Source organism: Shewanella profunda, from assembly GCF_023283765.1.
In the GTDB taxonomy this organism is placed as follows: domain Bacteria; phylum Pseudomonadota; class Gammaproteobacteria; order Enterobacterales; family Shewanellaceae; genus Shewanella; species Shewanella profunda.
The window spans coordinates 18,964-43,968 of the sequence record NZ_JAKILG010000021.1; the positions used below are offsets into that span (position 1 = coordinate 18,964).

The window sequence follows — 25,005 nt, forward strand, 5'->3', positions numbered from 1 at the left end:
GAATTTCCAAAGAAAAATCCTTAAAGGAATCCGAATGTCTACACTCTGTGCAGTGTATCACAAAGGTGAAAAATCACTCTAGCCGACAAGAAATTAAACAGTCGTTTAAATTGGGTGTTGTAATTTATCAAATTTCGAAGCACACTGGCACACAACTGGTCAAATGATGGCCGAAGCTGCTGTGAGATAGAGAGTCGTACTAGCACCAACACATAATGGTGGGTATCACTTTTAAGCAAAAAGGAAGCAAGCAATGATCTACCAAAGTCCTACAATTCAGGTTGAGTTACTCGAGGATAATATTGCCAAGCTGTGCTTTAACGCACCCGGCTCGGTAAACAAATTCGACCGAGAAACCCTAGCCTCGCTCGATGCCGCATTAGATAGCATCAAGCAAAATTCTAATATCAAAGCGTTAGTGCTGACCTCAAATAAAGATACCTTTATTGTGGGTGCCGACATTACCGAATTTTTAGGCCTGTTCGCACAGGATGATGCCATTCTGCTCTCTTGGGTTGAACAAGCCAACGCTGTCTTCAACAAACTCGAAGACTTACCTTTCCCAACCGCATCAGCAATCAAAGGCTTTGCCTTAGGTGGCGGCTGTGAAACCATTCTGGCAACGGATTTTCGTATCGCAGATACCACGGCCAAAATCGGTTTACCTGAAACTAAACTTGGCATCATCCCAGGCTTTGGCGGCACAGTTCGTCTGCCTCGTGTGATTGGTGCAGATAACGCACTCGAGTGGATCACCACAGGTAAAGACCAACGCGCTGAAGATGCACTGAAAGTCGGTGCTGTTGATGCCGTGGTTGCGCCAGAAGCGTTAGAAGCTGCTGCGATTCAAATGCTCAAAGATGCCGTTGCTGAAAAGCTCGATTGGCAAGCGCGTCGTAACCGCAAGCTGTCTGCGCTCACACTGCCAAAACTTGAAGCCATGATGTCATTTACCACAGCTAAAGGCATGGTATTTGCGGTTGCGGGTAAACACTACCCAGCACCAATGGCCGCAGTAAGCGTAGTTGAGCAAGCATCAACTAAAGGCCGCGCCGAAGCACTGCAAATCGAGCATCAAGCCTTTATCAAACTGGCTAAAACTGACGTTGCTAAAGCGCTTATCGGTATCTTCCTTAATGATCAATTCGTTAAAGGCAAAGCGAAGAAAGCGGGTAAGTTAGCCAAAGAAGTGAAAAACGCTGCCGTATTAGGCGCAGGCATTATGGGCGGTGGCATAGCCTACCAAAGTGCAAGTAAAGGCACGCCGATTGTCATGAAAGACATTGCCCAACCAGCATTAGATTTAGGCCTCAATGAAGCCGCTAAACTGCTGTCGGCGCAAGTTGCCCGTGGCCGTTCAACGCCAGAGAAAATGGCGAAGGTGCTGAACAACATCACGCCTTCATTAGATTATGCTGCGCTCAAACACAGTGATGTCGTCGTTGAAGCCGTTGTTGAACATCCAAAAATCAAAGCACAAGTATTAGCCGAAGTTGAGCAATACGTGAGTGATGATGCAATTATCGCGTCAAACACTTCAACTATTTCAATCAACCTGCTCGCTAAGAGCATGAAGAAACCTGAGCGTTTCTGCGGTATGCACTTCTTCAACCCAGTGCACAAAATGCCATTGGTCGAAGTGATCCGTGGTGAGCACAGCTCGGAAGAAACCATCGCCTCTGTTGTGGCTTACGCCAGCAAGATGGGCAAAACGCCAATCGTTGTTAACGATTGCCCGGGTTTCTTCGTTAACCGCGTACTCTTCCCTTACTTTGCCGGCTTTAACGGTTTACTTGCCGAAGGTGGCGACTTTGCCGCTATAGATAAAGTGATGGAAAAACAATTCGGTTGGCCAATGGGTCCTGCTTACCTGCTCGACGTAGTGGGTTTAGACACAGGTCACCATGCCCAAGCCGTTATGGCTGAAGGTTTCCCTGATCGCATGGGTAAATCTGGCACCGACGCAATTGATGTGATGTTTGAGAACAAGCGCCTTGGCCAGAAAAATGGCAAAGGTTTCTATGTCTATTCAGTCGATAGCCGTGGCAAACCGAAGAAAGATGTCGATCCTACGAGCTACGGCCTATTGAAAGATGCCTTTGGCGACTTAAAAACCTTTGAAGCCGATGACATTATTGCCCGTACTATGATCCCTATGATCATCGAAACAGTGCGCTGTTTAGAAGAAGGTATTGTCGCATCGCCTGCCGAAGCGGATATGGGCCTAGTTTATGGCTTAGGTTTCCCGCCATTCAGAGGCGGCGTGTTCCGTTACTTGGATACCATGGGTGTCGCAAACTTTGTGGCCTTAGCAGATAAATACGCTCACTTGGGCGGCCTGTATCAAGTCACAGATGCTATGCGCACATTAGCAGCCAATAACGGTAGCTACTCAAGCCTAATTAGCGGGAAAGGAATTTAATCATGAAACAAGCTGTTATCGTAGACTGTATTCGTACTCCGATGGGCCGCTCTAAGGCTGGCGTATTTCGTAATGTGCGTGCAGAAACTCTGTCTGCCGAATTGATGAAAGGTCTGTTGCTGCGTAATCCGCAACTCGACCCAAACCTAATTGAAGACGTGATTTGGGGTTGTGTACAACAAACCCTAGAGCAAGGCTTCAACATCGCCCGTAATGCTTCGCTATTAGCCGGCATTCCAAAGACAGCTGGCGCTGTAACTGTTAACCGCCTATGTGGTTCGTCAATGGATGCCATCCATCAAGCGGCGCGTGCCATTATGACCGGCATGGGCGATACCTTTATTATCGGTGGCGTAGAACACATGGGCCATGTGCCTATGAGCCATGGTGTCGACTTCCACCCAGGTCTTGCGAATAACGTGGCAAAAGCCTCTGGCATGATGGGGTTAACGGCTGAAATGCTGGGTAAACTTCACGGTATTACCCGTGAGCAGCAAGATGCTTTTGCGGTACGTTCACATCAACGTGCTTATGCTGCGACAGTTGAAGGCCGCTTTGCCAAGGAAATCTATGGCATTGAAGGTCACGATGCTAACGGTGCCTTAATTAAAGTACTGCAAGACGAAGTCATTCGCCCAGAAACCACCATGGAATCTCTAGCTGCACTGCGTCCAGTATTTGATCCAGTAAACGGCACTGTGACTGCTGGTACTTCTTCTGCACTGTCTGATGGCGCTTCAGCCATGTTGATCATGGAAGAATCTAAAGCGCGCGCACTTGGTTTGCCTATCCGTGCACGCATTCGCTCTATGGCTGTTGCGGGTTGTGATGCGGCGATCATGGGTTACGGCCCAGTGCCTGCGACTCAAAAAGCGCTGGCTCGCGCAGGTATTACCGTTGCCGATTTAGATGTGATTGAACTTAACGAAGCGTTTGCGGCTCAGTCTTTACCTTGTGTGAAAGATTTAGGGCTAGCGGATGTGGTTGACGACAAAATCAACCTCAACGGCGGCGCGATTGCACTAGGTCATCCTCTGGGTTGCTCAGGTGCGCGTATATCTACGACGCTTATCAACCTAATGGAAGACAAAGACGCGACCTTAGGTTTAGCAACCATGTGTATTGGTTTAGGCCAAGGTATCGCGACCGTATTCGAACGCGTTTAATCCCTCAGTTTGAATAATGGGATGTTAGGATGCCGGAACTCATTTCCGGCATTTTTATATCGATGGCTCGAACCTATATTATCGTTAATTATATGTTCCACGTGAAACATCAATCAAATGACATAGGAATACGAACACCTTAATACCTATCACAAATTCAATTTGCTAATTTGGTTTATCGCAGTCGCTAGAGTAATATTAGTCAATTCTGTTTGACCGTTCTGTAGAGGTAATATGAACGACGCTTTCTCAACCGCACAGCATAAACTCGATGCTCTAGGTTTACGCTGCCCAGAACCTGTAATGATGGTGCGTAAGACAGTAAGACAAATGGCCGAAGGTGAAACACTATTGGTTATTGCAGATGATCCAGCAACAACTCGAGATATTCCCAGCTTTTGCGAGTTTATGGACCATACACTTATAGCCAGTGAAACACAGAAAACACCCTATCAATATTTGATCAAAAAAGGACTCTAGGTCGTATAACCAATCACTAAAACAGTAAACAGAGGATATGATGCCATGCCAAAGCTGCTAGGGATTGCCTATAAAACCGTAAAGAGTGGCTTAATGAATGAAGTTCTGTACGCCAATGTCACCCAACTCAGTGGTGTCGAAAAAGATGTGTTTGGTCACCTAGGTAAACGCCAAGTCACAGTGCTATCAAAGCAGCAATGGCTGGTGGCATGTCAAAGCATCAATGTTGACTTACCTTGGACGACCCGCAGAGCAAATCTATTCGTTGATGGCATCATATTTAGCCAAACCGATGTGGGTAAACACCTAAAAGTTGGCGATTTACTGCTTGAGATAACAGGTGAAACCGATCCCTGCAAGAAAATGGAAACCGCCTATGCAGGTTTAGAAGCGGCGCTTACACCTGACTGGCGCGGTGGTGTAACTTGTCGTGTACTCAACGGGGCGATGATCCATCAAGGTGATACTGTCACGTTATTAGTGGCTGAATAAATTCCATCAATCTAAATCTTCTGCCCAAAAATCATCAAGGTTACTGCCAAGCCTCTAACTTGGCTTACCCATCTAGCTAATCCTACCTTCTATAAGCTTTAATTATCTTCGGTCACTAATTGAAACAGTATTTAGGTTTTGCTTGTTACTAAATCGTGAGATAACTACCCAAATGTAATAACAAAGTTCCTTTCATTTTTACAACTTAAGCCTACCCAAAAGAACGATAACAGGATGTAACATGCTGAACTCTAAACTTACCCCGCTTTATATTGGTCTAATGCTGGGCATGCATACACTCACAGTCAATGCCGCTGAAACCGATAAACCCATTTGGAATGTTAATGCGCCAACCAATGCTCCCTTAGAACAAGTCAAAGTTGACGTTAATGAAGGCACTTGGATGAACTTGAGTGTCAGTCCAGATGGTAACCATATCGTCTTCGACTTACTCGGTGACATCTACCAAATTCCAGTAACAGGCGGTGAAGCTAAGCCATTAGCCCAAGGCATAGCTTGGCAGATGCAGCCCGTCTATAGCCCAGATGGCAAGCACATTGCTTTTACGTCCGATGGCGATGGTGGTGATAACATTTGGATTATGGATGCCGATGGTAAAAACCCAAGAACAGTTACCCAAGAAACCTTCAGGCTGCTAAACAGTCCAGCTTGGAGCCCAGACTCCCAGTATCTGGTTGCCCGTAAGCACTTTACTGCCAGCCGCAGCTTAGGCGCGGGTGAAGTGTGGCTATATCACGTAGCGGGTGGTGAAGGCGTCAAATTGACCGAACGCCCGAATGATGAGAAAGATTTAGGTGAACCCGCGTATTCTCCCGATGGTCGCTATATCTACTTTAGTCAGGATGACACGCCGGGTAAAACCTTCCATTACTCAAAGGATTCGGTCAACGGTATCTATAAAATCAAACGCTACGATACTCAAACTGGTGAGATTGAAGTTTTAATCGAAGGCACTGGTGGTGCGATTCGGCCAACGCCGAGCCCAGACGGCACTAAGCTCGCCTATATTAAGCGCGATGATTTTCAGTCATCACTCTATCTACTCGACCTTAAGTCGGGAGAAACAACTAAGCTGTTTGGCGAACTTGACCGTGATATGCAAGAGACTTGGGCCATTCATGGCGTCTACCCAACAATGGCATGGACTCAAGATAACAAGGATATTTTCTTCTGGGCCAAAGGAAAGATTAACCGCCTGAATGTTGCCAATAAAATGCTCACCGACATTCCTTTTAGTGTAAAAACCGAGTTAGCCGTACAGCCCTCAGTGCGCTTTAAGCAAGATATCGATAAAGACGTTTTCGATGTAAAAATGCTACGTATGGCGCAAGTCTCACCGGATGGCAACAAAGTCGTATTCGAAGCACTGGGTAAAATTTGGTTAAAATCCTTACCCGATGGCAGAATGTCACGCTTAACTGAGTTCGATAACAATATCGCGGAGCTTTATCCCCAATGGTCGCGCGATGGTAAGAATATTGTTTTCACCACTTGGAATGACCAAGACCAAGGCGCAGTACAAGTGATTAGCGCCAAAGGTGGCAAACCTAAGCAGCTAACATCTGAGCCAGGAAAATATGTCGAACCCACCTTTTCACCCAATGGTGAACTCGTGGTGTATCGTAAAACTCAAGGCGGTAACCTCACCCCAAGAACTTGGTCGCAGGAACCCGGGCTATATAAAGTCGATATTAAAGGTAAACAAAATAGCAAGATCAGTGCCGATGGCTATCAAGCTCAATTCGGTGCCAATGCCGATCGCGTCTTTTTTATGAATAGCAGCGAAGATGAAACGCCGCAGTTATCATCCATCAACTTAGACGGCTTCGATAAACGGGTTCATTACAGCAGCAAACATGCAACTGAATTTAGGGTTTCACCCGATGGTGAGCAACTCGCCTTTGCTGAACGCTTTAAGGTTTGGGTAACACCTTTTGCTAAACATGGGGAAACAGTTGAGATAGGCCCCAATGCCAGCAATCTACCCGTAAGCCAATTGAGTGCCCGTGCGGGCGAAAGTATCAGTTGGAACAGTAAAAGCGACCAACTCTATTGGACTCTTGGCCCCGAGCTGTACCAAGCCAAGGTTGACACTCAATATCGCGACAAAGATGAAAAGACACAACCAAGCATTATCGATTTACGCTTTACCGAAAAGGCCGATGTTCCACGTGGAACAATCGCGTTTGTCGGTGGTAAAGTGATTACCATGGAAAATGACCAAGTGATTGATAATGGTGTGGTCATAGTCAAAGACAATCATATTGTCGCCGTAGGCGATGCCAATGTTGCGATTCCTAAGAATGCGCAGATCATCGACATCAAAGGCAAATCCATTATGCCAGGACTATTCGATGCCCATGCACATGGACCGCAAGCGGATGATGAAATCGTGCCACAACAGAACTGGGCGCTCTACTCTGGATTATCTTTAGGCGTGACTACGATTCACGATCCATCGAATGACACCACAGAAATCTTTGCCGCGTCCGAGCAACAAAAAGCGGGCAATATTGTCGGTCCACGTATATTCTCCACCGGCACCATACTCTATGGCGCGAATGCACCGGGTTACACGTCACATATCGACTCGCTCGATGATGCCAAATTCCATCTTGAACGCCTGAAAAAAGTTGGTGCGTTTAGCGTAAAAAGCTACAACCAACCTCGTCGTAATCAGAGGCAGCAAGTCATCGCTGCCGCACGTGAACTTGAGATGATGGTTGTCCCAGAAGGTGGCAGTTTGCTGCAACATAATTTAAGCATGGTCGCCGATGGCCATACTACGATTGAGCACTCGCTCCCCGTTGGTTCTATTTATAACGATATCAAACAGTTCTGGAGCCAGACTAAAGTCGGTTACACCCCAACCTTAGTGGTCGCTTATGGTGGTATTTCAGGCGAAAACTACTGGTACGATAAAACCGATGTGTGGGCCCATCCACGCCTATCCATGTATGTGCCAGCCGATATTTTACAAGCAAGATCGATGCGACGCCCCCATGCCCCAGATAGCCACTACAATCATTTCAATGTCGCTAAGGTTGCTAACGAGCTCAATAAGTTAGGGGTTCACCCAAATATTGGCGCCCACGGTCAGCGTGAAGGTTTAGCGGCACATTGGGAAATGTGGATGTTTGCCCAAGGCGGCATGAGCAATATGGAAGTGTTGAAAACGGCCACCATTAATCCAGCGACGACCTTTGGCATGGAGCAGCAACTCGGTTCTATCAAAGAAGGTAAGCTCGCAGACTTGATCGTTATTGATGGTGATCCATTAGCCGACATTCGCGTCACAGATAGAGTCACTCATACTATGGTGAATGGTAAGCTATTTAATGCAGAGACTATGAATGAACTTAATGGGGATAAAGCACAGCGTAAGCCGTTTTTCTTTGAGAAACTCTAAGGGCTACTTTCAAGTCTAGGGAAAATAGCTTTCCTGTTGAAACCGTTTAAGTTTAACAAGATGAGTTCCAACGAAGCTCAAAAAGCATGTTCCACGTGGAACATGCTTTTTTGTATTTGGATACTCTATAAGAGTTTTCTTTAATATCAGTCAACTCAACGATTAATGATTCTAGTGGCTATGCTCAGCACAAGAATCGACACAGGCCTGATAAGCAATACACTCGACAAGGTGATCGTTCACCATACCCACCGCCTGCATAAAGGCATAACAAATGGTTGGACCCACAAAATTGAATCCGAGTTTCTTCAACGCTTTTGACATGGCTTCAGATTCTGGCGTTTGTGCCGGAACCTGCGACATTGCCGTAATCTGATTAACTATGGGTTTACCGCCCACAAAACTCCATAAAAATGCAGAGAAATCCTTCCCATCGGCAGTATAGGCTAAATACCCTTTGGCATTCTTGATGATAGAGTTCACCTTCAAGCGATTGCGCACTATACCGGGATCCAGCATGAGCTCCTCTACTTTCGCCTCATCGAAAGTCGCAATTATCTCAGGTTCAAAATTAGCAAAGGCCTGTTCATAGTTTTGTTGCTTCTTCAGGATCGTAATCCAAGATAATCCGGCCTGCTGACCATCTAAACACAACTTAGCAAATAGCTCCTTTGGATCATAAACTGGCCGCCCCCACACTTTGTCGTGGTACTCACGATACAAGGGATCATCACTTACCCAGCCACAACGAACAATTTCCATATCACTTCCTAGTGAGTTTTAGTTAATACGGTAAAAAATAACCTACATAAGCAGATATCTACAAGGTATAATCGAAACCATTTTCTATTCAGGCTGACGGCAGTAGACAAGTAGACATGACGACAAAACACGACGTAAAAACATTTCAGGGTTTCATTCTCACCCTGCAGGAATATTGGGCACAGCAAGGCTGTGCAATTGTTCAACCTCTAGATATGGAAGTCGGTGCGGGTACATTCCACCCACAAACTTTCCTACGTTCTTTAGGGCCAGAACCTATGAGCAGTGCCTACGTGCAGCCATCGCGCCGCCCTACGGACGGTCGTTACGGTGAAAACCCTAACCGTCTGCAGCACTACTACCAGTTCCAAGTCGTGTTAAAACCTTCGCCTGACAATATTCAGGAGCTGTATTTAGGCTCACTGCAAGCACTGGGTATTGATACTCAAATCCACGATATCCGCTTTGTGGAAGATAACTGGGAATCACCAACATTAGGTGCTTGGGGCTTAGGCTGGGAAGTCTGGCTTAACGGTATGGAAGTAACTCAGTTTACTTACTTCCAACAGGTCGGCGGCATCGAATGCAGCCCAGTCACAGGTGAAATCACCTATGGCCTAGAGCGTCTGGCCATGTATATCCAAGGCGTTGATAGCGTTTATGATCTCGTATGGACCGATGGTCCACTGGGCCGCATCACCTATGGCGATGTGTTCCATCAAAACGAAGTCGAGCAATCGACCTATAACTTCGAACACGCCGATGTGGATTTTATGTTCACCCTGTTCGATCAGTGCGAAAAAATGTGTCAGCATTTATTGTCACTGGAAAAACCTTTACCTCTGCCCGCCTACGAGCAAGTGATGAAAGCCTCGCACGCCTTCAACCTGCTCGATGCCCGCCATGCCATTTCAGTGACCGAGCGCCAACGCTACATCTTACGCGTTCGTACTATGGCGAAAGCGGTCGCGGAATCTTATTATCAGGCACGCGAAGCGCTTGGCTTCCCAATGTGTAAGTAGAGGTAAAAACATGAATTTTGAAAACTTACTCATAGAGTTAGGCACGGAAGAATTACCACCTAAGTCACTGCGTAAACTGGCTGAATCCTTTTTAGCTAACTTTACTGAAGAACTCACCAAAGCCGATTTAGCGTTCAACTCAGCAGTTTGGTACGTAGCGCCACGTCGTCTAGCAATTAACGTCACTGAACTGGCCCTTGCGCAAGCCGACAAAGTCGTTGAAAAACGCGGCCCAGCTGTAAGTTCAGCCTTCGATGCTGAAGGCAAACCGACTAAAGCCGCCGAAGGTTGGGCACGTGGTAATGGTATTACTGTTGAACAAGCCGAACGTTTAGTTACAGATAAAGGCGAATGGTTAGTCCATAACGCCAAAGTTGAAGGCGTCGAAACAAAAAGTTTGATCGCTGCTATGGCTCAACGTGCACTCGATAAATTGCCCATTCCTAAGCCAATGCGTTGGGGTAATAATAAAACCCAATTTATTCGCCCCGTTCATACTGCCACTATCTTGTTAGGTAGTGAGTTGATTGAAGGTGAATTGCTGGGTATCAAATCGGCACGCACTGTTCGTGGTCACCGCTTTATGGGCCTCAAGCAGTTTGAATTAGCCCATGCTGATCACTACCTTGCCGACCTAAAAGAAAAAGGCAAAGTCATCGCCGATTACGAAAGCCGTAAAGCGTTAATCAAAGCCGATGCCGAAAAAGCCGCAGCTAAGATTGGTGGCACAGCCGATATCGAAGATAGTCTGCTTGAAGAAGTCGCCTCTTTGGTTGAATGGCCTGTGGTATTGACCGCCAGCTTCGAAGAAAAATTCTTAAGTGTACCGTCTGAAGCTTTGGTCTATACCATGAAAGGCGACCAAAAATACTTCCCAGTCTTTGATGATGCAGGCAAGTTACTGCCAAACTTTATCTTTGTGGCCAATATCGAATCTAAAGATCCCGCGCAAATTATCTCTGGTAACGAGAAAGTCGTTCGCCCACGTCTTGCCGACGCCGAGTTCTTTTTTAATACCGATAAAAAACACACGCTGGAATCGCGTTTACCTAGCTTAGAAACAGTATTGTTCCAACAGCAGCTCGGTACCTTAAAAGACAAAGTGAATCGTATTTCTGCCCTAGCCGCCTTTATTGCCGAGCAAACTGGCGCGAATGCGGTCGATGCAGCCCGTGCAGGTCTGTTATCTAAAACCGATTTGATGACCAATATGGTGATGGAGTTTACCGACACTCAGGGCACTATGGGCATGCACTACGCCCGCCTCGATGGTGAAACCGAAGCCGTTGCGGTTGCGATGGAAGAGCAATACAAGCCTAAGTTCTCTGGCGATACAGTGCCAAGTGCTGGCGTATCTTGCGCTGTCGCATTAGCAGACAAGCTCGACACCTTAGTCGGTATCTTTGGTATTGGCCAAGCACCAAAAGGCGCTGCCGATCCCTTTGCCCTACGCCGCGCAGCAATTGGCGTGCTACGTATCATAGTGGAAAACAAACTACCGCTTGATTTAGTTGATCTTATTGCTAAAGCACAAGCACTACATAGCACCAACTTAAGCAACGCCAATGCAAGCGACGAAGTGTTAGAGTTCTTAATGGCTCGCTTCCGCGCTTGGTATCAAGATAAAGGTATTGGTGTTGATGTGATCTTAGCCGTGCTAGCACGTCGCCCAACACGCCCAGCTGATTTTGATAGCCGTATCAATGCGGTTTCACACTTTAGAAGCCTAGAAGCTTCTGGCGCACTTGCAGCAGCGAACAAACGGGTATCCAACATTCTGGCTAAGGTTGAAGGCGCTTTACCAACCACTATCGATGCTAGTTTGTTGACCGAAGCCGCAGAGCAAGCATTAGCGGCCAAGTTGAACGAGCTACAACCACAGTTGGCACCTTTGTTTGCCAATGCCGATTACCAACAAGCCTTAACGCTGTTAGCTGGCCTGCGTGAAAGCGTCGATCAGTTCTTCGAAGATGTGATGGTAATGGCAGATGATGAAGCATTGAAAAACAATCGGTTAGCTTTACTGAATAATCTACGCGAGCAGTTCCTGCACGTAGCAGATATATCACTACTGCAGTAACAAGGTCATCGCCTTAAAAACCTTGCTTTGAATAATGAAACGCGCTGAATAGCGCGTTTTTTATTACCCTCATTAAAAATGCTGAATTAAAATCTAATAAAACAGAGAGTTAAATATACAAACAAAAAGGGAAAGCCTAAGCTTTCCCTTTTATGTATATCATTCGCGAAAGTGGACTAGACGTCTAAGTTAGCCACGTTTAAGGCGTTGGCCTCGATAAACTCACGACGAGGTTCAACTTGATCACCCATCAAACAAGTGAACAACTGATCGGCACCCACGGCATCATCAATCGTGACTTGCAACATACGGCGTGATTCAGGATCCATTGTAGTTTCCCACAATTGCTCAGGGTTCATCTCACCCAATCCTTTATAACGTTGAATATATAAGCCGCGTTTGGCTTCAGAAATCGTCCAATCTAGCGCTTCGAGGAAGCTGCCGACTTCTTTAACCCGATCACCACGTTGTACATAGCCGCCTTCTTCAATCATGCCATCTAACGCCGCACCTAACTTGCCGATACGTTGATAGTCGCTTGATTGGAAGAAATCATAAGTAAACAGATAGTTAGTATCGATACCGTGTTTACGAATGGTGATCTTAGGCAGATACACTTTACGCTCAGGATCGAGAATCGGCTCAGCAGAATACAGTACGCCGCTGTTTTCCATTTCCACCAGCTCATGGATAAAGGCATCGATCCACTCTTTCATCTTGCCTTCATCGGCCAACATCTCGTTGGTGATCATTGGGTGGTAAAGCATACGGTTAGTAATGTGCGTTGGATAGCGCTGCTCTAAACGGGCAACAATGGCTTCCACTTCACGATACTGAGTCACTAAACGCTCTAACGGCTCACCTGACATACCAATCGCACCTTGCGTTGGGTACACAACAGTGCCATCCAATGCTTGAGTCGTTAGGTATTGAGTCAAAGCTGGCTCATCTTTCAAATACTGTTCTTGCTTGCCCTTTTTCACTTTAAATAAAGGCGGTTGAGCAATATACACGTAACCACGTTCAATCAATTCAGGCATTTGACGGAAGAAGAAGGTCAACAGCAAGGTACGAATGTGCGAGCCGTCGACGTCAGCATCCGTCATGATGATGATGTTGTGATAACGTGTCTTATCTGGATTATATTCGTCGCGACCAATACCACAGCCAAGCGCCGTGATCAGCGTCGCTACTTCTTGAGAAGACAACATCTTATCAAAGCGTGCTTTCTCAACGTTTAGAATTTTACCTTTCAGTGGCAGAATCGCTTGGTTCTTACGGTTACGTCCCTGCTTGGCGCTACCGCCAGCAGAGTCCCCTTCCACTATGTAAATTTCTGAAAGACCAGGATCTTTCTCTTGGCAATCGGCCAGCTTACCTGGCAAACCACCTAAATCGAGCGCGCCTTTACGGCGAGTCATTTCACGGGCTTTACGCGCCGCTTCACGGGCACGGGCCGCATCAACAATCTTACCGACAATTAACTTAGCATCGGCGGGATTTTCCAGTAGATAATCGTTCAGCTTCTCACCCATGGTTTGTTCAACCGCGGTTTTCACTTCACTAGAAACCAGTTTGTCTTTGGTCTGTGAGCTGAACTTAGGATCCGGCACTTTAACAGAGATAACCGCAGTCAAACCTTCACGGGCATCGTCGCCGGTGGCACTGGTTTTGCCTTTCTTGTTATAGCCTTCGTTTTCCATGTAACTATTCAGGTTACGAGTTAACGCACTACGGAAACCAACTAAATGAGTACCACCATCACGCTGGGGAATGTTGTTGGTAAAACAGAAAATATTTTCCTGATAACCATCGTTCCACTGCATAGCCACTTCAACGGTAATGCCATCTTCACGCTCTTGCATAAAGTGGAATACATCTTTATTGACTGGCGTTTTATTGCGGTTCAAATAATCGACGAATGCGCTAATGCCGCCTTCGTATTTGAAGAATTCATTCTTGTTATCGCGTTCATCAATCAGACGAATACCCACGCCTGAGTTAAGGAATGACAGTTCGCGCACGCGCTTTGCCAGAATTTCGAAGTGAAACTCGACATCGCTAAAGGTATCTTCACTGGGCCAAAAACGGATTTCGGTACCGGTTTTAGTCGCATCACCAATCTCTTTAATTGGCGCATCTGGCACACCATGGGTATAAAACTGCTCATACACTTTGCCAGCACGGCGAATGGTCATCTGCAGCTTTTTAGATAAAGCGTTTACAACCGATACACCCACGCCATGGAGGCCGCCAGACACTTTATAGGAGTTATCGTCGAACTTACCGCCGGCATGCAATACCGTCATGATAACTTCTGCCGCCGATACGCCTTCTTCCTCATGGATAGAGACCGGAATACCACGGCCGTCATCCTTAACGGAAACCGAACCATCCACATGGATAGTAATAGTAATATCGCTACAGTGACCGGCTAACGCTTCATCGATAGAGTTATCGACTACTTCGAACACCATATGATGTAGACCCGTACCGTCGTCGGTGTCACCAATATACATCCCAGGTCTCTTACGTACTGCATCAAGGCCCTTAAGGACCTTAATACTCGAAGAATCGTAACTATTCTCTGACATATTATTCTCTCAATGGTTATTCAACTACCGTTACACGTCCCTGTTCCACATGAAACATCCTACTGGGGGGAGTGTGTAACGAATCGACTATTGCAGCAGGATCTATGGCGGTCACAAACACTTGTGCTCCGGTATCCGTTAACTGCTTAAGCAATAGCTGCCTATGCTGTGCATCCAACTCGGACGGAAGATCATCCACAAGATAAATACTGTGTTTATCTATTTGTTGTTTGAGCAACTTTCCCTGTGCAATACGCAGTGCACAGACTAATAATTTCAATTGACCACGGGACAGGGCATCCTGCGCCGGCAAATTGCCTACACGAAGTCTAAGGTCAGCCTTATGGGGACCGCTGACGGTATGACCTGTGGCCAAATCTCTGGAATATTGGTTTTCGAGTAGTTCTGCAAAATCCGTCTTACTATCCCAGCCGCGGGTAAATGAAACCTTCACATCTACGCTCGGTAAAAACTCCCCGATTATACCCTTAAGTAGCTCATTTAACGAGTCTACATAATGGTTTCGTATTTCGGTGACCTGCTCGGCGTAACGCACGAACTCTTGGTCCCAAAATTGAATATGACCGTAGGATGAGCCATTCCTAAGTAATTGATTTCTTTGCTTAAGAACCCGACGAACATTCACCCAAGCGGCATAAAACTGAGGATCGGCATGAAATGCACCCCAATCGATAAATTGTCGACGGGATTTAGGACCTTCAAATAGTAAAGAAAAGCTTTCAGGCGTGATCACTTGAATAGGCAAGGTCTCAGCTAATGTCGATAAACGTTTCACCTTTTCGCCGTCTATTTTAACTTCAGTCTCACCACTGCGAAATCGCCGTAAACCGATTTTACTGTCGCCGCGGGGTAACTTCAAAGTAGCAAACAGGGTCAGTTTATCTTCTTCGTTATTGATCACCCGCTGGGATAGATGACTGCGAAACGAGCGCCCCATTCCTAGGAAATAAATCGCTTCGAGAATACTGGTTTTACCGCTGCCATTCTGGCCATAAATGAGATTAATGCCAGGGCTGGGACTCAATTGTGCCAGTTGAATATTGCGAAAAGCTTCAATATTAAGACGGGTTAAACTCATGCATTACTCATCAAGCCGAGCAATCGGCGCAGGCCAAAAATTCATAATACCCATCATACCGCAACTTACCCGTATTAAGCCGTAAAGCTCCCAAGTCAATGAAGGAAAGCGAAACAGGAGCACTTTGGGGACATCTACGCCGCTAAAAAGCGGCGTAGATAATAAAGATGAACGGGTGAACATGGACAAGTATGTGGCGTGAACTATAAACGCATCGGCATAACCACATACATGGAATCTTCTTCCAAATGGTTTTCGATTAGGGCGCTGGAGTTACCATCAATGAGCGTGATACGCACATCATCAGACTTAAGGTTGTTAAGTACGTCCAGCAAATAACTGACGTTAAAACCAATTTCAAGTGGTTGATTGTTATAATCGACATCGATTATCTCTTCCGCTTCTTCCTGTTCAGGATTGTTAGCGGTGATCTTTAGCAGACCATTCTCGAGCTGAATACGCACGCCACGGAATTTTTCATTGGATAAAATAGACGCCCGAGTCAGCGCCTGTTTCAAATGATTACGGCTAGCAATCACGATTTTATCACCGCCCTTTGGCAATACACGGCGGTAATCGGGGAAGCGTCCATCGACTAATTTACTGGTAAAGACGGTGTTAGCGGTGGTTGCACGAATCGCATTATCACCGATCGCAATCGCAATATCTAAATCGTCAGACTCCAATAAACGCGCCATTTCCATAACACCCTTACGTGGAACAATGACTTGTTTTTCAGGTAATTGAGCATCGATAACACGGTGACTCAAGGCTAAACGATGGCCGTCGGTTGCAATCGCACGCAGCATATTACCTTCGGTTTCAAAGAGTAACCCATTGAGGTAATAACGCACATCTTGGTTAGCCATAGAAAACTGCGTCGAGTCGATTATCGACTTAAGTACGCCCTGCTTTAGGCTAAATTCAATTTCCGCTTGGAAGGCTTCAACATTAGGATATTCTTCGGCGGGCAAGGTCGCTAGTGAAAAACGGCTACGGCCAGAACGCAGCAACCACTTATTATCTTGTTGTTCTACTTTAAGTTCACTTTGCTCGGGTAACGATTTAACAATATCCAATAACTTCTTAGCCGGAACCGTAGTGCGGCCTTCTTCGATATCACCATGAACCGTTGCCTGACCCACCAGTTCGACTTCTAAATCTGTACCAGTCAACTTGAGTGAATGACCACTAACTTCTACAAGGAGGTTCGCCAAGATCGGCAAATTATGGCGTCTTTCTACCGCACCACAGACTAATTGAAGCGGCTTTAATAGGGCATCCCTATCAATTGAAAATTTCATAGTGTCCAATTCCTTGATTTTAAGAAGATAAGGTTCTAATCAAGTTAGCATAATCTTCTTTAATGTCGTGACTCTCTTCCCGTAGCTGAGCAATCTTACGACAGGCGTGCAACACTGTGGTGTGATCTCGACCACCAAAGGCATCACCAATTTCCGGCAAGCTCTGGTTAGTTAATTCTTTAGATAACGCCATGGCCACTTGTCTTGGGCGTGCAACGCTTCGCGAACGACGCTTGGACAACATATCAGCCATCTTGATTTTATAATATTCAGCTACGGTTTTCTGAATGTTGTCTATAGTGACTAATTTTTCTTGAAGTGCCAAGAGGTCACGTAAGGCTTCGCGAACAAAATCAATGGTAATTGGCCGACCGGTAAAGTTGGCGTTAGCAATAACACGGTTTAACGCCCCTTCTAACTCACGTACGTTAGAACGTAAACGTTTAGCAATAAAGAAGGCCACTTCATCTGGCAGGTTTATGCCGCTTTCCTGCGCTTTACGCATCAAAATCGCCACACGGGTTTCTAACTCGGGTGGCTCAATCGCCACGGTTAAACCCCAACCAAAACGCGATTTCAATCTGTCTTCAACACCGTCTATCTCTTTTGGATAGCGATCTGAAGTCAAAATAATTTGGTGATTTCCCTCAAGCAAGGCATTGAAGGTATGGAAGAATTCTTCTTGAGATCTGTCTTTATTGGCAAAAAATTGAATGTCATCGATAAACAAGGCATCGACGCTACGGTAGTAACGTTTGAATTCTTCGATCGCATTGTTTTGCAGCGCTTTAACCATATCTTGGACAAAACGCTCGGAATGCATGTAAACCACTTTAGCATTGGGATTATTTTTGATGATCCCGTTACCTACAGCATGCAACAAGTGAGTCTTACCCAAACCTGTTCCGCCATATAAAAATAGTGGGTTATAGGCACCACCTGGATTTTCAGCCACTTGTAATGCAGCCGCCTTACCTAATTGGTTTGATTTACCTTCAACAAAGTTATCAAACTGGTAAGTCGGATTGATATTGCTGCGATGATTAGCATTAGCAATAGGCTCAGCTTGGGTATTAAAATATGTACCGACAGTCGCTTTAGTTTGAGGATTAGGTGCACGCACAGTCGCTACAGGGGCGGGTTCAAACTTTTTAGCAGATGGACGACTACCAATATCGAAGCGTAATTTAGGCGCATCGCTACCCATTTGCTCAGTAAAAAACTGATTAATGATATTAATGTACTTTTCTCTGACCCAATCGAGCACGAAGCGGTTGGGCGCATAAAGCACCAAAGTATCACCATCCATTTCAGCTTGTAACGGTCTGATCCACATACTGAACTGCTGAGCAGGAAGCTCATCTTGCAGTCGTCCGATACATTGTTGCCAAAGTGAAACCGCCACTTAGTTATCCCCAAAAGATCATCAAAAAGAGGTGTATTCTATAGCGAGATCTCAAGGATCGCTATCCTTAAAAAATATTTATCCCCAGCAAGATCATTCTATGTGGATATCCCCGATCACCTAAGATCAAAAACGATCCTTTTATTCAACATTTCACGCAAATCCTGCTTTATTAAGCGATCCACATTGATCTATAATGGCGCCCCTTTGATCTCGTTGAAGATCCCCTACACTACTATATGTAGTGTCCATACACAGAGTTATCCACATCTTATGGTGTATCGTGGGGATGGATCTAAGGATACGCTGGCAGAAATAACCCACTTACCGACTTTCGTTGTTGACGGGACCAAGTAAAGTGATTACAATTCGGCCTCTTTTTTGCCCTTACCTCTATACCAGAGATAAGGAATGTTCACTAATAACAAAGACGGATTGCCATCATGAGTAAACGTACTTTTCAACCTAGCAACCTGAAGCGCAAGCGTTCTCACGGCTTCCGCGCTCGTATGGCTACTGTAGGCGGCCGTAAGGTGCTTGCACGTCGTCGTGCGAAAGGTCGCGCTCGTTTATCTGCTTAATAAGTGGATAACTAGTTGACTAGCTATACCTTTACGCGGGAGTTACGTTTGCTAACTCCCGCGCAATTTAAATCTGTATTCTCCAATCCCATCAAAGCATCTTCTGCTGAAATTACCTTGCTCGCTATTCCTAACTCGGAACAACATCCGCGTTTGGGCCTTACTGTGGCTAAACGCTACGTAAAGCGTGCTAATCAACGTAATCGCATTAAGCGTATCATCAGAGATAGTTTTCGTTTAAATCAGCACGATATTCCTCATCTTGATATTGTCGTGCTTGTCAGAAATGGCGTGATGGAAATGGAAAACGCAGAGATCAACAAATTGATAGAAAAGCTATGGCGCAAACTCAGTCGCCGCTACAATGGCTAGCGACCACGTTAATCCGTGGCTATCAAATATTCATCAGCCCGATACTGGGGCCTCGATGTCGTTTCAATCCCACTTGCTCTCATTACGCCATAGAAGCAATAAAAGTGCACGGAACAGCGAAAGGTTGTTGGTTTGCATTGAAACGCATATTAAAATGTCACCCTTTACATCCCGGCGGTAGCGATCCCGTCCCCCCTAAAAATGACAGGTGTAATAAATAGGCTATGGAATCTCAACGCAATATATTGCTCATAGGACTACTGTTTGTCAGCTTTTTGCTGTGGCAACAGTGGCAAGCAGACAAAGCTCCTAAACCCGTTGCAACAGAATCGTCCTTAGTGGCGAATGTGGCTAGCACTCAAAGTGCCGATGTTCCAGAAGCTGATACAGGTGTTCCAGCAGCAGTGGCTGCAACTAACAATATTATCACTGTAAAAACTGACCAGTTGGACGTGCAAATTAACCCTGTGGGTGGTGACATCGTTTTTGCTGCGCTAGTTTCACACAAAATGGAACTGAATAAAGAGCAACCCTTCGTATTGCTTGAGCAGACAAAGGATTACACTTACATCGCCCAAAGTGGTCTGATTGGCCGTGATGGTATAGATAGCAGTGCAAAAGGTCGTGCAGCATTCACGGCTTCTGCAACTGAATTCACATTAGCTGAAGGCCAAGACACCTTAGAAGTGCCATTAACCTACGTGGCCGATAATGGCGTAACTTACACTAAAGTGTTTGTTTTCCATCGTGGTAAGTTCAATGTGGATGTAGATTACAAAATAATCAACACTTCTGAAGCATCACTACAAGTTCAGATGTATGGTCAGATTAAGCAGACAATTAAACCATCTGAAAGCAGCATGATGATGCCAACCTACCGTGGTAGTGCATTCTCAACTCAAGATGTTCGTTACGAAAAGTACAGCTTCGAAGATATGAGCAAGAGCAACCTGAACCAACCTACACTAGGTGGTTGGGCGGCTATGCTTCAACATTACTTTGTTTCAGCTTGGGTTCCACCCGCAACTGACAGTAATACCATTTTTTCAAGTGTTAGCGCAGGTGGCTTAGCTAATATTGGTTTCCGCGGTGCGGTATATGATATTGCTCCTGGTACCACTCAAGAAATTAGCTCTCAATTCTATGTTGGTCCTAAGGATCAAGCGGCATTATCCGCCATTTCAGAAACCTTAAACCTTGTGGTTGATTATGGTTTCCTATGGTGGTTAGCAGTGCCAATCCACTGGCTATTGATGTTCTATCAGTCATTCGTCGGTAACTGGGGGATGGCAATTATCCTAATCACTCTAACCGTTCGTGGTTTACTGTTCCCGCTAACCAAAGCGCAGTACACCTCAATGGCTAAGATGCGCAATCTGCAACCTAAACTTGCTGACTTGAAAGAACGTTTTGGTGATGACCGTCAAAAGATGGGTCAAGCCATGATGGAACTGTATAAGAAAGAAAAAGTTAACCCTATGGGTGGCTGTTTGCCTATCGTATTGCAGATGCCAATCTTCATCGCCTTGTACTGGGTGTTGTTAGAAAGCTTCGAACTACGTCATGCGCCATTTATGTTATGGATCCACGATTTATCGGTACAAGATCCTTACTACATTCTGCCGTTGCTAATGGGTGTATCTATGTTCATCATGCAGAAAATGCAACCTATCGCACCCACGATGGATCCAATGCAAGTGAAAATGATGCAGTGGATGCCAGTGATCTTTACCGTATTCTTCCTGTGGTTCCCATCGGGTCTAGTACTGTACTGGTTAGTAGGTAACATAGTTGCCATTATCCAGCAGAAGATTATTTATGCAGGTCTTGAGAAAAAAGGCTTAAAATAAGCCTTAGTTTAGCAATGCATTAAAGTGTGAAATAACACTAAAGGCGGCTTAATTAGCCGCCTTTTCCTTTATAAAGTTTGGTGGATATTACCGTGACAAATGACACTATTGTGGCACAAGCGACTGCGCCAGGACGTGGCGGCGTTGGTATCATTCGTATTTCAGGTGACAAGGCAACAGATGTTGCCATGGCTGTTTTAGGTCATTTACCTAAAATCCGCTATGCGGATTATTGCGACTTTAAAAGTGCCTCTGGCAAAGTAATAGACCAAGGCATAGCACTGTTTTTTAAAGGCCCAAATTCCTTCACTGGCGAAGATGTGCTGGAACTTCAAGGTCATGGTGGGCAAATCGTACTCGATATGCTGATCAAACGCGTATTGGAAGTTGAAGGTATTCGGATTGCAAAACCCGGTGAGTTCAGCGAACAAGCCTTTATGAACGACAAATTAGATTTAACGCAAGCCGAAGCCATTGCCGACCTTATTGATGCCACCAGTGAACAAGCTGCAAAAAGCGCCTTGCAATCACTACAAGGTGAATTTTCAAAGGAAGTTTACGAGCTGGTGGATCAAGTCACTAACCTACGTTTATATGTCGAAGCCGCGATTGATTTCCCCGATGAAGAAGTCGACTTTTTAAGTGATGGTAAGATTGCCAATGCACTCTATAAGATCATCGACAAACTTGGGCTAGTACAAGCCAGTGCGAAACAAGGTTCTATCATCCGCGAAGGGATGAAAGTCGTTATTGCTGGCCGCCCTAACGCCGGAAAATCCAGTTTATTAAACGCATTAGCCGGTAAAGAGTCGGCTATCGTTACCGAAATTGCTGGTACTACACGGGATGTATTACGCGAACATATCCACTTAGATGGTATGCCACTGCACATTATCGATACCGCAGGCCTGCGTGATACTACAGATACAGTCGAACAAATTGGGATAGAACGCGCTTGGAACGAGATAAATACCGCTGATCGCGTACTCTTCATGGTAGATGGCACCACAACAGATGCCGTTGATCCACACGAAATTTGGCCGGATTTTATCGATCGCTTACCTGCAAATTTAGGTGTAACCGTTATCCGCAATAAAGCCGATCTTACGGGTGAAAACTTAGCGATGACCGATGAACAGGGCTTTAGTGTCTACCGGATCTCGGCTAAAACAGGCTTGGGTGTTGAAGAGTTAAAACAGCACTTAAAATCACTTATGGGCTACCAAAGTAACTTAGAAGGTGGCTTTATCGCCCGCCGCCGTCACTTAGAAGCCCTAGATCTAGCAGCAAATCATTTGCAATTAGGTAAAGAACAGTTAGAAATCTATCTCGCCGGAGAACTGTTAGCGGAAGAGCTGAGAATGGCGCAATTAGCATTATCCGAAATTACGGGTAAATTCACCTCTGATGACCTTTTAGGCAAAATATTTAGCTCGTTCTGTATCGGAAAATAACAAATTTTACATGCTTTTATATAAGAAGTAGCCCATTTAAAATGGGCTACTTTTTTATTTAAAACCGGACATAATATTTATCAACTATCGTTTTATTCTACCTGCCGATAATGATCCTGCATTTGATAGGATCTTGCATAGAGTGCGAATATCAGTGCGGCCAAGATGGCAAACCCTGCGAAGAAAAACATCTGAAAAGCAGTAATACTGATCCCAGTCTGTGCTATTTGCTCGGTCACAGCAGGGCTTTTTACGCTGACGTTTGCCAATAACACCCATAAGTTACCTACAGTTACTGATAAGGTCCAAAAACTCATAATAGTCCCCTTCATGGCTTTAGGTGCTTGGCTATAGGCAAATTCTAATCCGGTTGCAGAAACTAATACCTCACCAAATGTCAGCAGGGCATAAGGTAAAATTTGCCAAAAAATCGATAGCACTGAACCACCATCCATGACTAATTGAATACTACCCACCACTATCCAGCTCAAGCCTGTGATAGCAATACCCGCCCCCATTTTGCGCAGTGCAGTTAACTTTATCCCCATGCGCTCAATTGCTGGGTATAACACAAAATTATTAAATGGGATCAGTAACATGACTAATAATGGATTAAGTGCCTGCATCATCGCAGGTTCAAACCATTCAGGTTTAGACATATCATTGGCCTGCAGAATCCAAGTTGAGGCCTTTTGATCGAACAAAGACCAAAACGGCGTAACTAAAGCAAATAGCACTAAAATACGCAATACTGAACGCACACCATCAACCGCAATATCTGGATGTATCCCTCTCGCACGCTCAAGTTGCAACGAAGCACCAACACCTGTAAATCCCATCAGCAGTACAAGCGCACTACATAAACCAGCAACTATCCCAAGCGTTGGAATATTCACTAAGGCATAAGCAGCAGAAATACCCCCTATTAACGCTAACACTAGCCCCACATTTGCTTGGCCTGTCACTTTAGTGAGTAATGCAGTACGAATAACAGGTAAGAAACCATGGGGATTTTTGGGTTCAGGTGGCATATGCACATAGCGTTTGCGACCTAACCAAAAAAACACGGTTGCAATAAACATTAATATACCAGGGATCCCAAATGCGACTGCAGCGCCATAGTTTTTCAGTAACAGCGGCATAGATAATGACGCAAAGAAGGAACCAAAATTAATCGTAAAATAAAACATATCAAACGCTTTTTGCGCTAATGATTTATTGGTTTGATCAAACTGATCGCCCATAAAGGAGGAAACTAAGGGCTTAATACCACCCGAACCTAATGCGATCAAAAACAAGCCCGTATAAAACCCTTGAATACTGTGTTCAAAGAAGGCTAAAAAAGCATGACCAACACAATAAAGTAAGCTTAACCACAGGATAGTGTTGTACTTACCAAAAAAACGATCCGCAATCCAACCACCCAGTAATGGGAAAAAATAAACCCCGATAACAAATGAATGGAACACATCTTTAGCCGCTGCCCCACGAAGATCTTCTGGGATAGACAGCAAAAGCGCGGTCATCAAGAATGGTGTTAGAATATTTCGCATACCGTAAAAGCTAAAACGCTCGCAAGCTTCACTGGCAATAATGTAAGGGATTTGACGTGGCCACTGGGGCGCATGAACAGGAGTTGTCATCGATTATCCTATTATAATTGTTATAAAAACTTTCAGGTCATGGTGTTAAAGCGAGAATATGCAGCCAAGAATACTAACAGACAGTATGTTAACTGTACCAAATTTATAAAATAACCTGAAAATCCTAAACAAGTACAATATCAAATAACAGATATTTAATGATCAAGAGAGCTGTAACAATGACAAAAATAGCAATATTAGTAGGCACAACATTAGGTGGTAGTGAATATATTGCCGATGAAATGATGTCTCAATTGGAAGTATTGGGGCATGAAGTGAGCCTTTATCTCGCCCCAAAATTGAGCGAATTAGACACACAACATCTTTGGATTATCGTTTGTTCTACCCATGGAGCAGGTGATCTACCCGATAATATCCAACCATTGTGCACAGAAATAATGCTCAAAAACCCAGATCTGAGCCACGTACAATTCGGCTTATGCGCTATTGGTGACTCAAGTTATGACACCTTCTGCCAAGGCCCAGAAAAGCTGATCCATGCCATAGAAAGCTGCGGTGGAAAAGCTATTGTGGATAAGATCCAGATCGATGTACAGCAAGATCCAGTCCCAGAAGACCCAGCCCTCGCGTGGTTAACCCAATGGCAAGATATAATTTAAGAGCATAAGTTTGATAATATAGCGATCAACCCACAGCTTAGATCCTATTTATCCACAAATAAATATTTTCAGGTATAAATATGTGGATAAGCTATTATTTAGATCTGATCAACCTCTGTACTATTCACACTCCGATCCGCTTAAAGATCCACCTTGTGGATAAGTAGCGGATCTATCCCCAACTTATATGAGGTTAGATCGCTGACAGATCACAGGATCGCGATCTCGT

19 protein-coding genes are annotated in these 25,005 nt (G+C 45.1%); 13 read left to right on the top strand and 6 right to left on the bottom strand.

From position 1 onward, the window contains the following. Nucleotides 1-253: 253 nt before the first annotated feature. From fadB to L2744_RS11675, 5 genes are all read left to right on the top strand, one after another. A complete protein-coding gene (gene fadB / locus L2744_RS11655) occupies nt 254-2,422 on the top strand; it encodes a fatty acid oxidation complex subunit alpha FadB (protein WP_248992062.1) in 2,169 nt (722 codons plus the stop codon). A 2-nt stretch (nt 2,423-2,424) separates the two neighbouring features. Next, complete coding sequence (gene fadA, locus L2744_RS11660) at nt 2,425-3,588, top strand: acetyl-CoA C-acyltransferase FadA (RefSeq protein ID WP_006083808.1); 1,164 nt, start codon at nt 2,425-2,427, stop codon at nt 3,586-3,588. Between the two features lie 234 nt (nt 3,589-3,822). Beyond that, nucleotides 3,823-4,068, top strand: coding sequence for a sulfurtransferase TusA (gene tusA, locus L2744_RS11665; protein WP_248992063.1), 246 nt, complete (start codon nt 3,823-3,825; stop codon nt 4,066-4,068). Between the two features lie 45 nt (nt 4,069-4,113). Beyond that, complete coding sequence (locus tag L2744_RS11670) at nt 4,114-4,560, top strand: MOSC domain-containing protein (protein ID WP_248992064.1); 447 nt, start codon at nt 4,114-4,116, stop codon at nt 4,558-4,560. Between the two features lie 241 nt (nt 4,561-4,801). Beyond that, nucleotides 4,802-7,990 (top strand): amidohydrolase family protein, encoded by a 3,189-nt coding sequence (locus L2744_RS11675; protein WP_248992065.1) that lies wholly within the window; start codon nt 4,802-4,804, stop codon nt 7,988-7,990. Nucleotides 7,991-8,161: 171 nt separating this feature from the next. Here L2744_RS11675 and L2744_RS11680 read toward each other — a convergent pair whose 3' ends face one another. After that, complete coding sequence (locus L2744_RS11680; RefSeq protein ID WP_248992066.1) at nt 8,162-8,752, bottom strand: DNA-3-methyladenine glycosylase I; 591 nt, start codon at nt 8,750-8,752, stop codon at nt 8,162-8,164. A gap of 116 nt (nt 8,753-8,868) precedes the next feature. On the opposite strand from L2744_RS11680, the gene glyQ reads away from it, so the two are divergent. Next, nucleotides 8,869-9,774: a glycine--tRNA ligase subunit alpha gene (glyQ, locus tag L2744_RS11685; protein WP_219235734.1), complete on the top strand. Its 906-nt coding sequence runs from the start codon at nt 8,869-8,871 to the stop codon at nt 9,772-9,774. Nucleotides 9,775-9,784: 10 nt separating this feature from the next. Then, on the top strand, nt 9,785-11,854 hold the full coding sequence (glyS, locus tag L2744_RS11690; protein ID WP_248992067.1) for a glycine--tRNA ligase subunit beta: 2,070 nt from the start codon (nt 9,785-9,787) through the stop codon (nt 11,852-11,854). 176 nt (nt 11,855-12,030) lie between these two features. On the opposite strand, the gene gyrB is transcribed toward glyS, so the two are convergent. The 4 genes from gyrB to dnaA form a co-directional block, all read right to left on the bottom strand. Next, the gene (gene gyrB / locus L2744_RS11695; RefSeq protein WP_248992068.1) at nt 12,031-14,448 is read right to left on the bottom strand and encodes a DNA topoisomerase (ATP-hydrolyzing) subunit B; all 2,418 of its coding nucleotides are present in this window, start codon (nt 14,446-14,448) and stop codon (nt 12,031-12,033) included. A 16-nt stretch (nt 14,449-14,464) separates the two neighbouring features. Next, nucleotides 14,465-15,547: a DNA replication/repair protein RecF gene (gene recF / locus L2744_RS11700; RefSeq protein WP_248992069.1), complete on the bottom strand. Its 1,083-nt coding sequence runs from the start codon at nt 15,545-15,547 to the stop codon at nt 14,465-14,467. Between the two features lie 203 nt (nt 15,548-15,750). Beyond that, nucleotides 15,751-16,851, bottom strand: a complete 1,101-nt coding sequence (gene dnaN / locus L2744_RS11705; RefSeq protein WP_248992070.1) for a DNA polymerase III subunit beta — start codon at nt 16,849-16,851, stop codon at nt 15,751-15,753. A 19-nt stretch (nt 16,852-16,870) separates the two neighbouring features. After that, on the bottom strand, nt 16,871-18,256 hold the full coding sequence (dnaA, locus tag L2744_RS11710; RefSeq protein ID WP_248992071.1) for a chromosomal replication initiator protein DnaA: 1,386 nt from the start codon (nt 18,254-18,256) through the stop codon (nt 16,871-16,873). Nucleotides 18,257-18,699: 443 nt separating this feature from the next. On the opposite strand from dnaA, the gene rpmH reads away from it, so the two are divergent. The 5 genes from rpmH to mnmE all read left to right on the top strand — a co-directional run bounded on the left by rpmH (nt 18,700) and on the right by mnmE (nt 22,513). Further along, on the top strand, nt 18,700-18,837 hold the full coding sequence (gene rpmH / locus L2744_RS11715; protein ID WP_006083827.1) for a 50S ribosomal protein L34: 138 nt from the start codon (nt 18,700-18,702) through the stop codon (nt 18,835-18,837). A 15-nt stretch (nt 18,838-18,852) separates the two neighbouring features. Beyond that, nucleotides 18,853-19,209: a ribonuclease P protein component gene (rnpA, locus tag L2744_RS11720; protein ID WP_011791314.1), complete on the top strand. Its 357-nt coding sequence runs from the start codon at nt 18,853-18,855 to the stop codon at nt 19,207-19,209. Continuing rightward, complete coding sequence (gene yidD / locus L2744_RS11725) at nt 19,176-19,430, top strand: membrane protein insertion efficiency factor YidD (RefSeq protein ID WP_011070421.1); 255 nt, start codon at nt 19,176-19,178, stop codon at nt 19,428-19,430. Before rnpA ends, yidD begins: the two co-directional genes overlap by 34 nt. A gap of 3 nt (nt 19,431-19,433) precedes the next feature. Then, nucleotides 19,434-21,059, top strand: coding sequence for a membrane protein insertase YidC (gene yidC / locus L2744_RS11730; protein ID WP_248992072.1), 1,626 nt, complete (start codon nt 19,434-19,436; stop codon nt 21,057-21,059). 92 nt (nt 21,060-21,151) lie between these two features. After that, a complete protein-coding gene (mnmE, locus tag L2744_RS11735; protein WP_248992073.1) occupies nt 21,152-22,513 on the top strand; it encodes a tRNA uridine-5-carboxymethylaminomethyl(34) synthesis GTPase MnmE in 1,362 nt (453 codons plus the stop codon). 92 nt (nt 22,514-22,605) lie between these two features. Here the strand turns inward: mnmE and L2744_RS11740 are convergent, their stop codons facing one another. Continuing rightward, entirely contained in the window at nt 22,606-24,156 is a 1,551-nt protein-coding gene (locus L2744_RS11740) for a POT family MFS transporter (RefSeq protein ID WP_248992074.1), read from the bottom strand. Between the two features lie 179 nt (nt 24,157-24,335). Here L2744_RS11740 and mioC point away from each other — a divergent pair, with 179 nt between their 5' ends. Beyond that, complete coding sequence (mioC, locus tag L2744_RS11745; RefSeq protein ID WP_248992075.1) at nt 24,336-24,776, top strand: FMN-binding protein MioC; 441 nt, start codon at nt 24,336-24,338, stop codon at nt 24,774-24,776. The last annotated feature ends 229 nt before the right edge of the window (nt 24,777-25,005 follow it).

What these genes read in the sequence shown, in the direction of transcription:
- L2744_RS11675 (WP_248992065.1), top strand. Translation starts at nt 4,802, where the DNA reads ATGCTGAACTCTAAACTTACCCCGCTTTATATTGGTCTAATGCTGGGC.
- tusA (WP_248992063.1), top strand. Translation starts at nt 3,823, where the DNA reads ATGAACGACGCTTTCTCAACCGCACAGCATAAACTCGATGCTCTAGGT.
- fadB (WP_248992062.1), top strand. Translation starts at nt 254, where the DNA reads ATGATCTACCAAAGTCCTACAATTCAGGTTGAGTTACTCGAGGATAAT.
- L2744_RS11670 (WP_248992064.1), top strand. Translation starts at nt 4,114, where the DNA reads ATGCCAAAGCTGCTAGGGATTGCCTATAAAACCGTAAAGAGTGGCTTA.
- L2744_RS11740 (WP_248992074.1), bottom strand. Translation starts at nt 24,156, where the DNA reads ATGACAACTCCTGTTCATGCGCCCCAGTGGCCACGTCAAATCCCTTAC.
- glyQ (WP_219235734.1), top strand. Translation starts at nt 8,869, where the DNA reads ATGACGACAAAACACGACGTAAAAACATTTCAGGGTTTCATTCTCACC.
- dnaN (WP_248992070.1), bottom strand. Translation starts at nt 16,851, where the DNA reads ATGAAATTTTCAATTGATAGGGATGCCCTATTAAAGCCGCTTCAATTA.
- glyS (WP_248992067.1), top strand. Translation starts at nt 9,785, where the DNA reads ATGAATTTTGAAAACTTACTCATAGAGTTAGGCACGGAAGAATTACCA.
- gyrB (WP_248992068.1), bottom strand. Translation starts at nt 14,448, where the DNA reads ATGTCAGAGAATAGTTACGATTCTTCGAGTATTAAGGTCCTTAAGGGC.
- mioC (WP_248992075.1), top strand. Translation starts at nt 24,336, where the DNA reads ATGACAAAAATAGCAATATTAGTAGGCACAACATTAGGTGGTAGTGAA.
- fadA (WP_006083808.1), top strand. Translation starts at nt 2,425, where the DNA reads ATGAAACAAGCTGTTATCGTAGACTGTATTCGTACTCCGATGGGCCGC.
- L2744_RS11680 (WP_248992066.1), bottom strand. Translation starts at nt 8,752, where the DNA reads ATGGAAATTGTTCGTTGTGGCTGGGTAAGTGATGATCCCTTGTATCGT.
- yidD (WP_011070421.1), top strand. Translation starts at nt 19,176, where the DNA reads ATGGCGCAAACTCAGTCGCCGCTACAATGGCTAGCGACCACGTTAATC.
- rpmH (WP_006083827.1), top strand. Translation starts at nt 18,700, where the DNA reads ATGAGTAAACGTACTTTTCAACCTAGCAACCTGAAGCGCAAGCGTTCT.
- yidC (WP_248992072.1), top strand. Translation starts at nt 19,434, where the DNA reads ATGGAATCTCAACGCAATATATTGCTCATAGGACTACTGTTTGTCAGC.
- recF (WP_248992069.1), bottom strand. Translation starts at nt 15,547, where the DNA reads ATGAGTTTAACCCGTCTTAATATTGAAGCTTTTCGCAATATTCAACTG.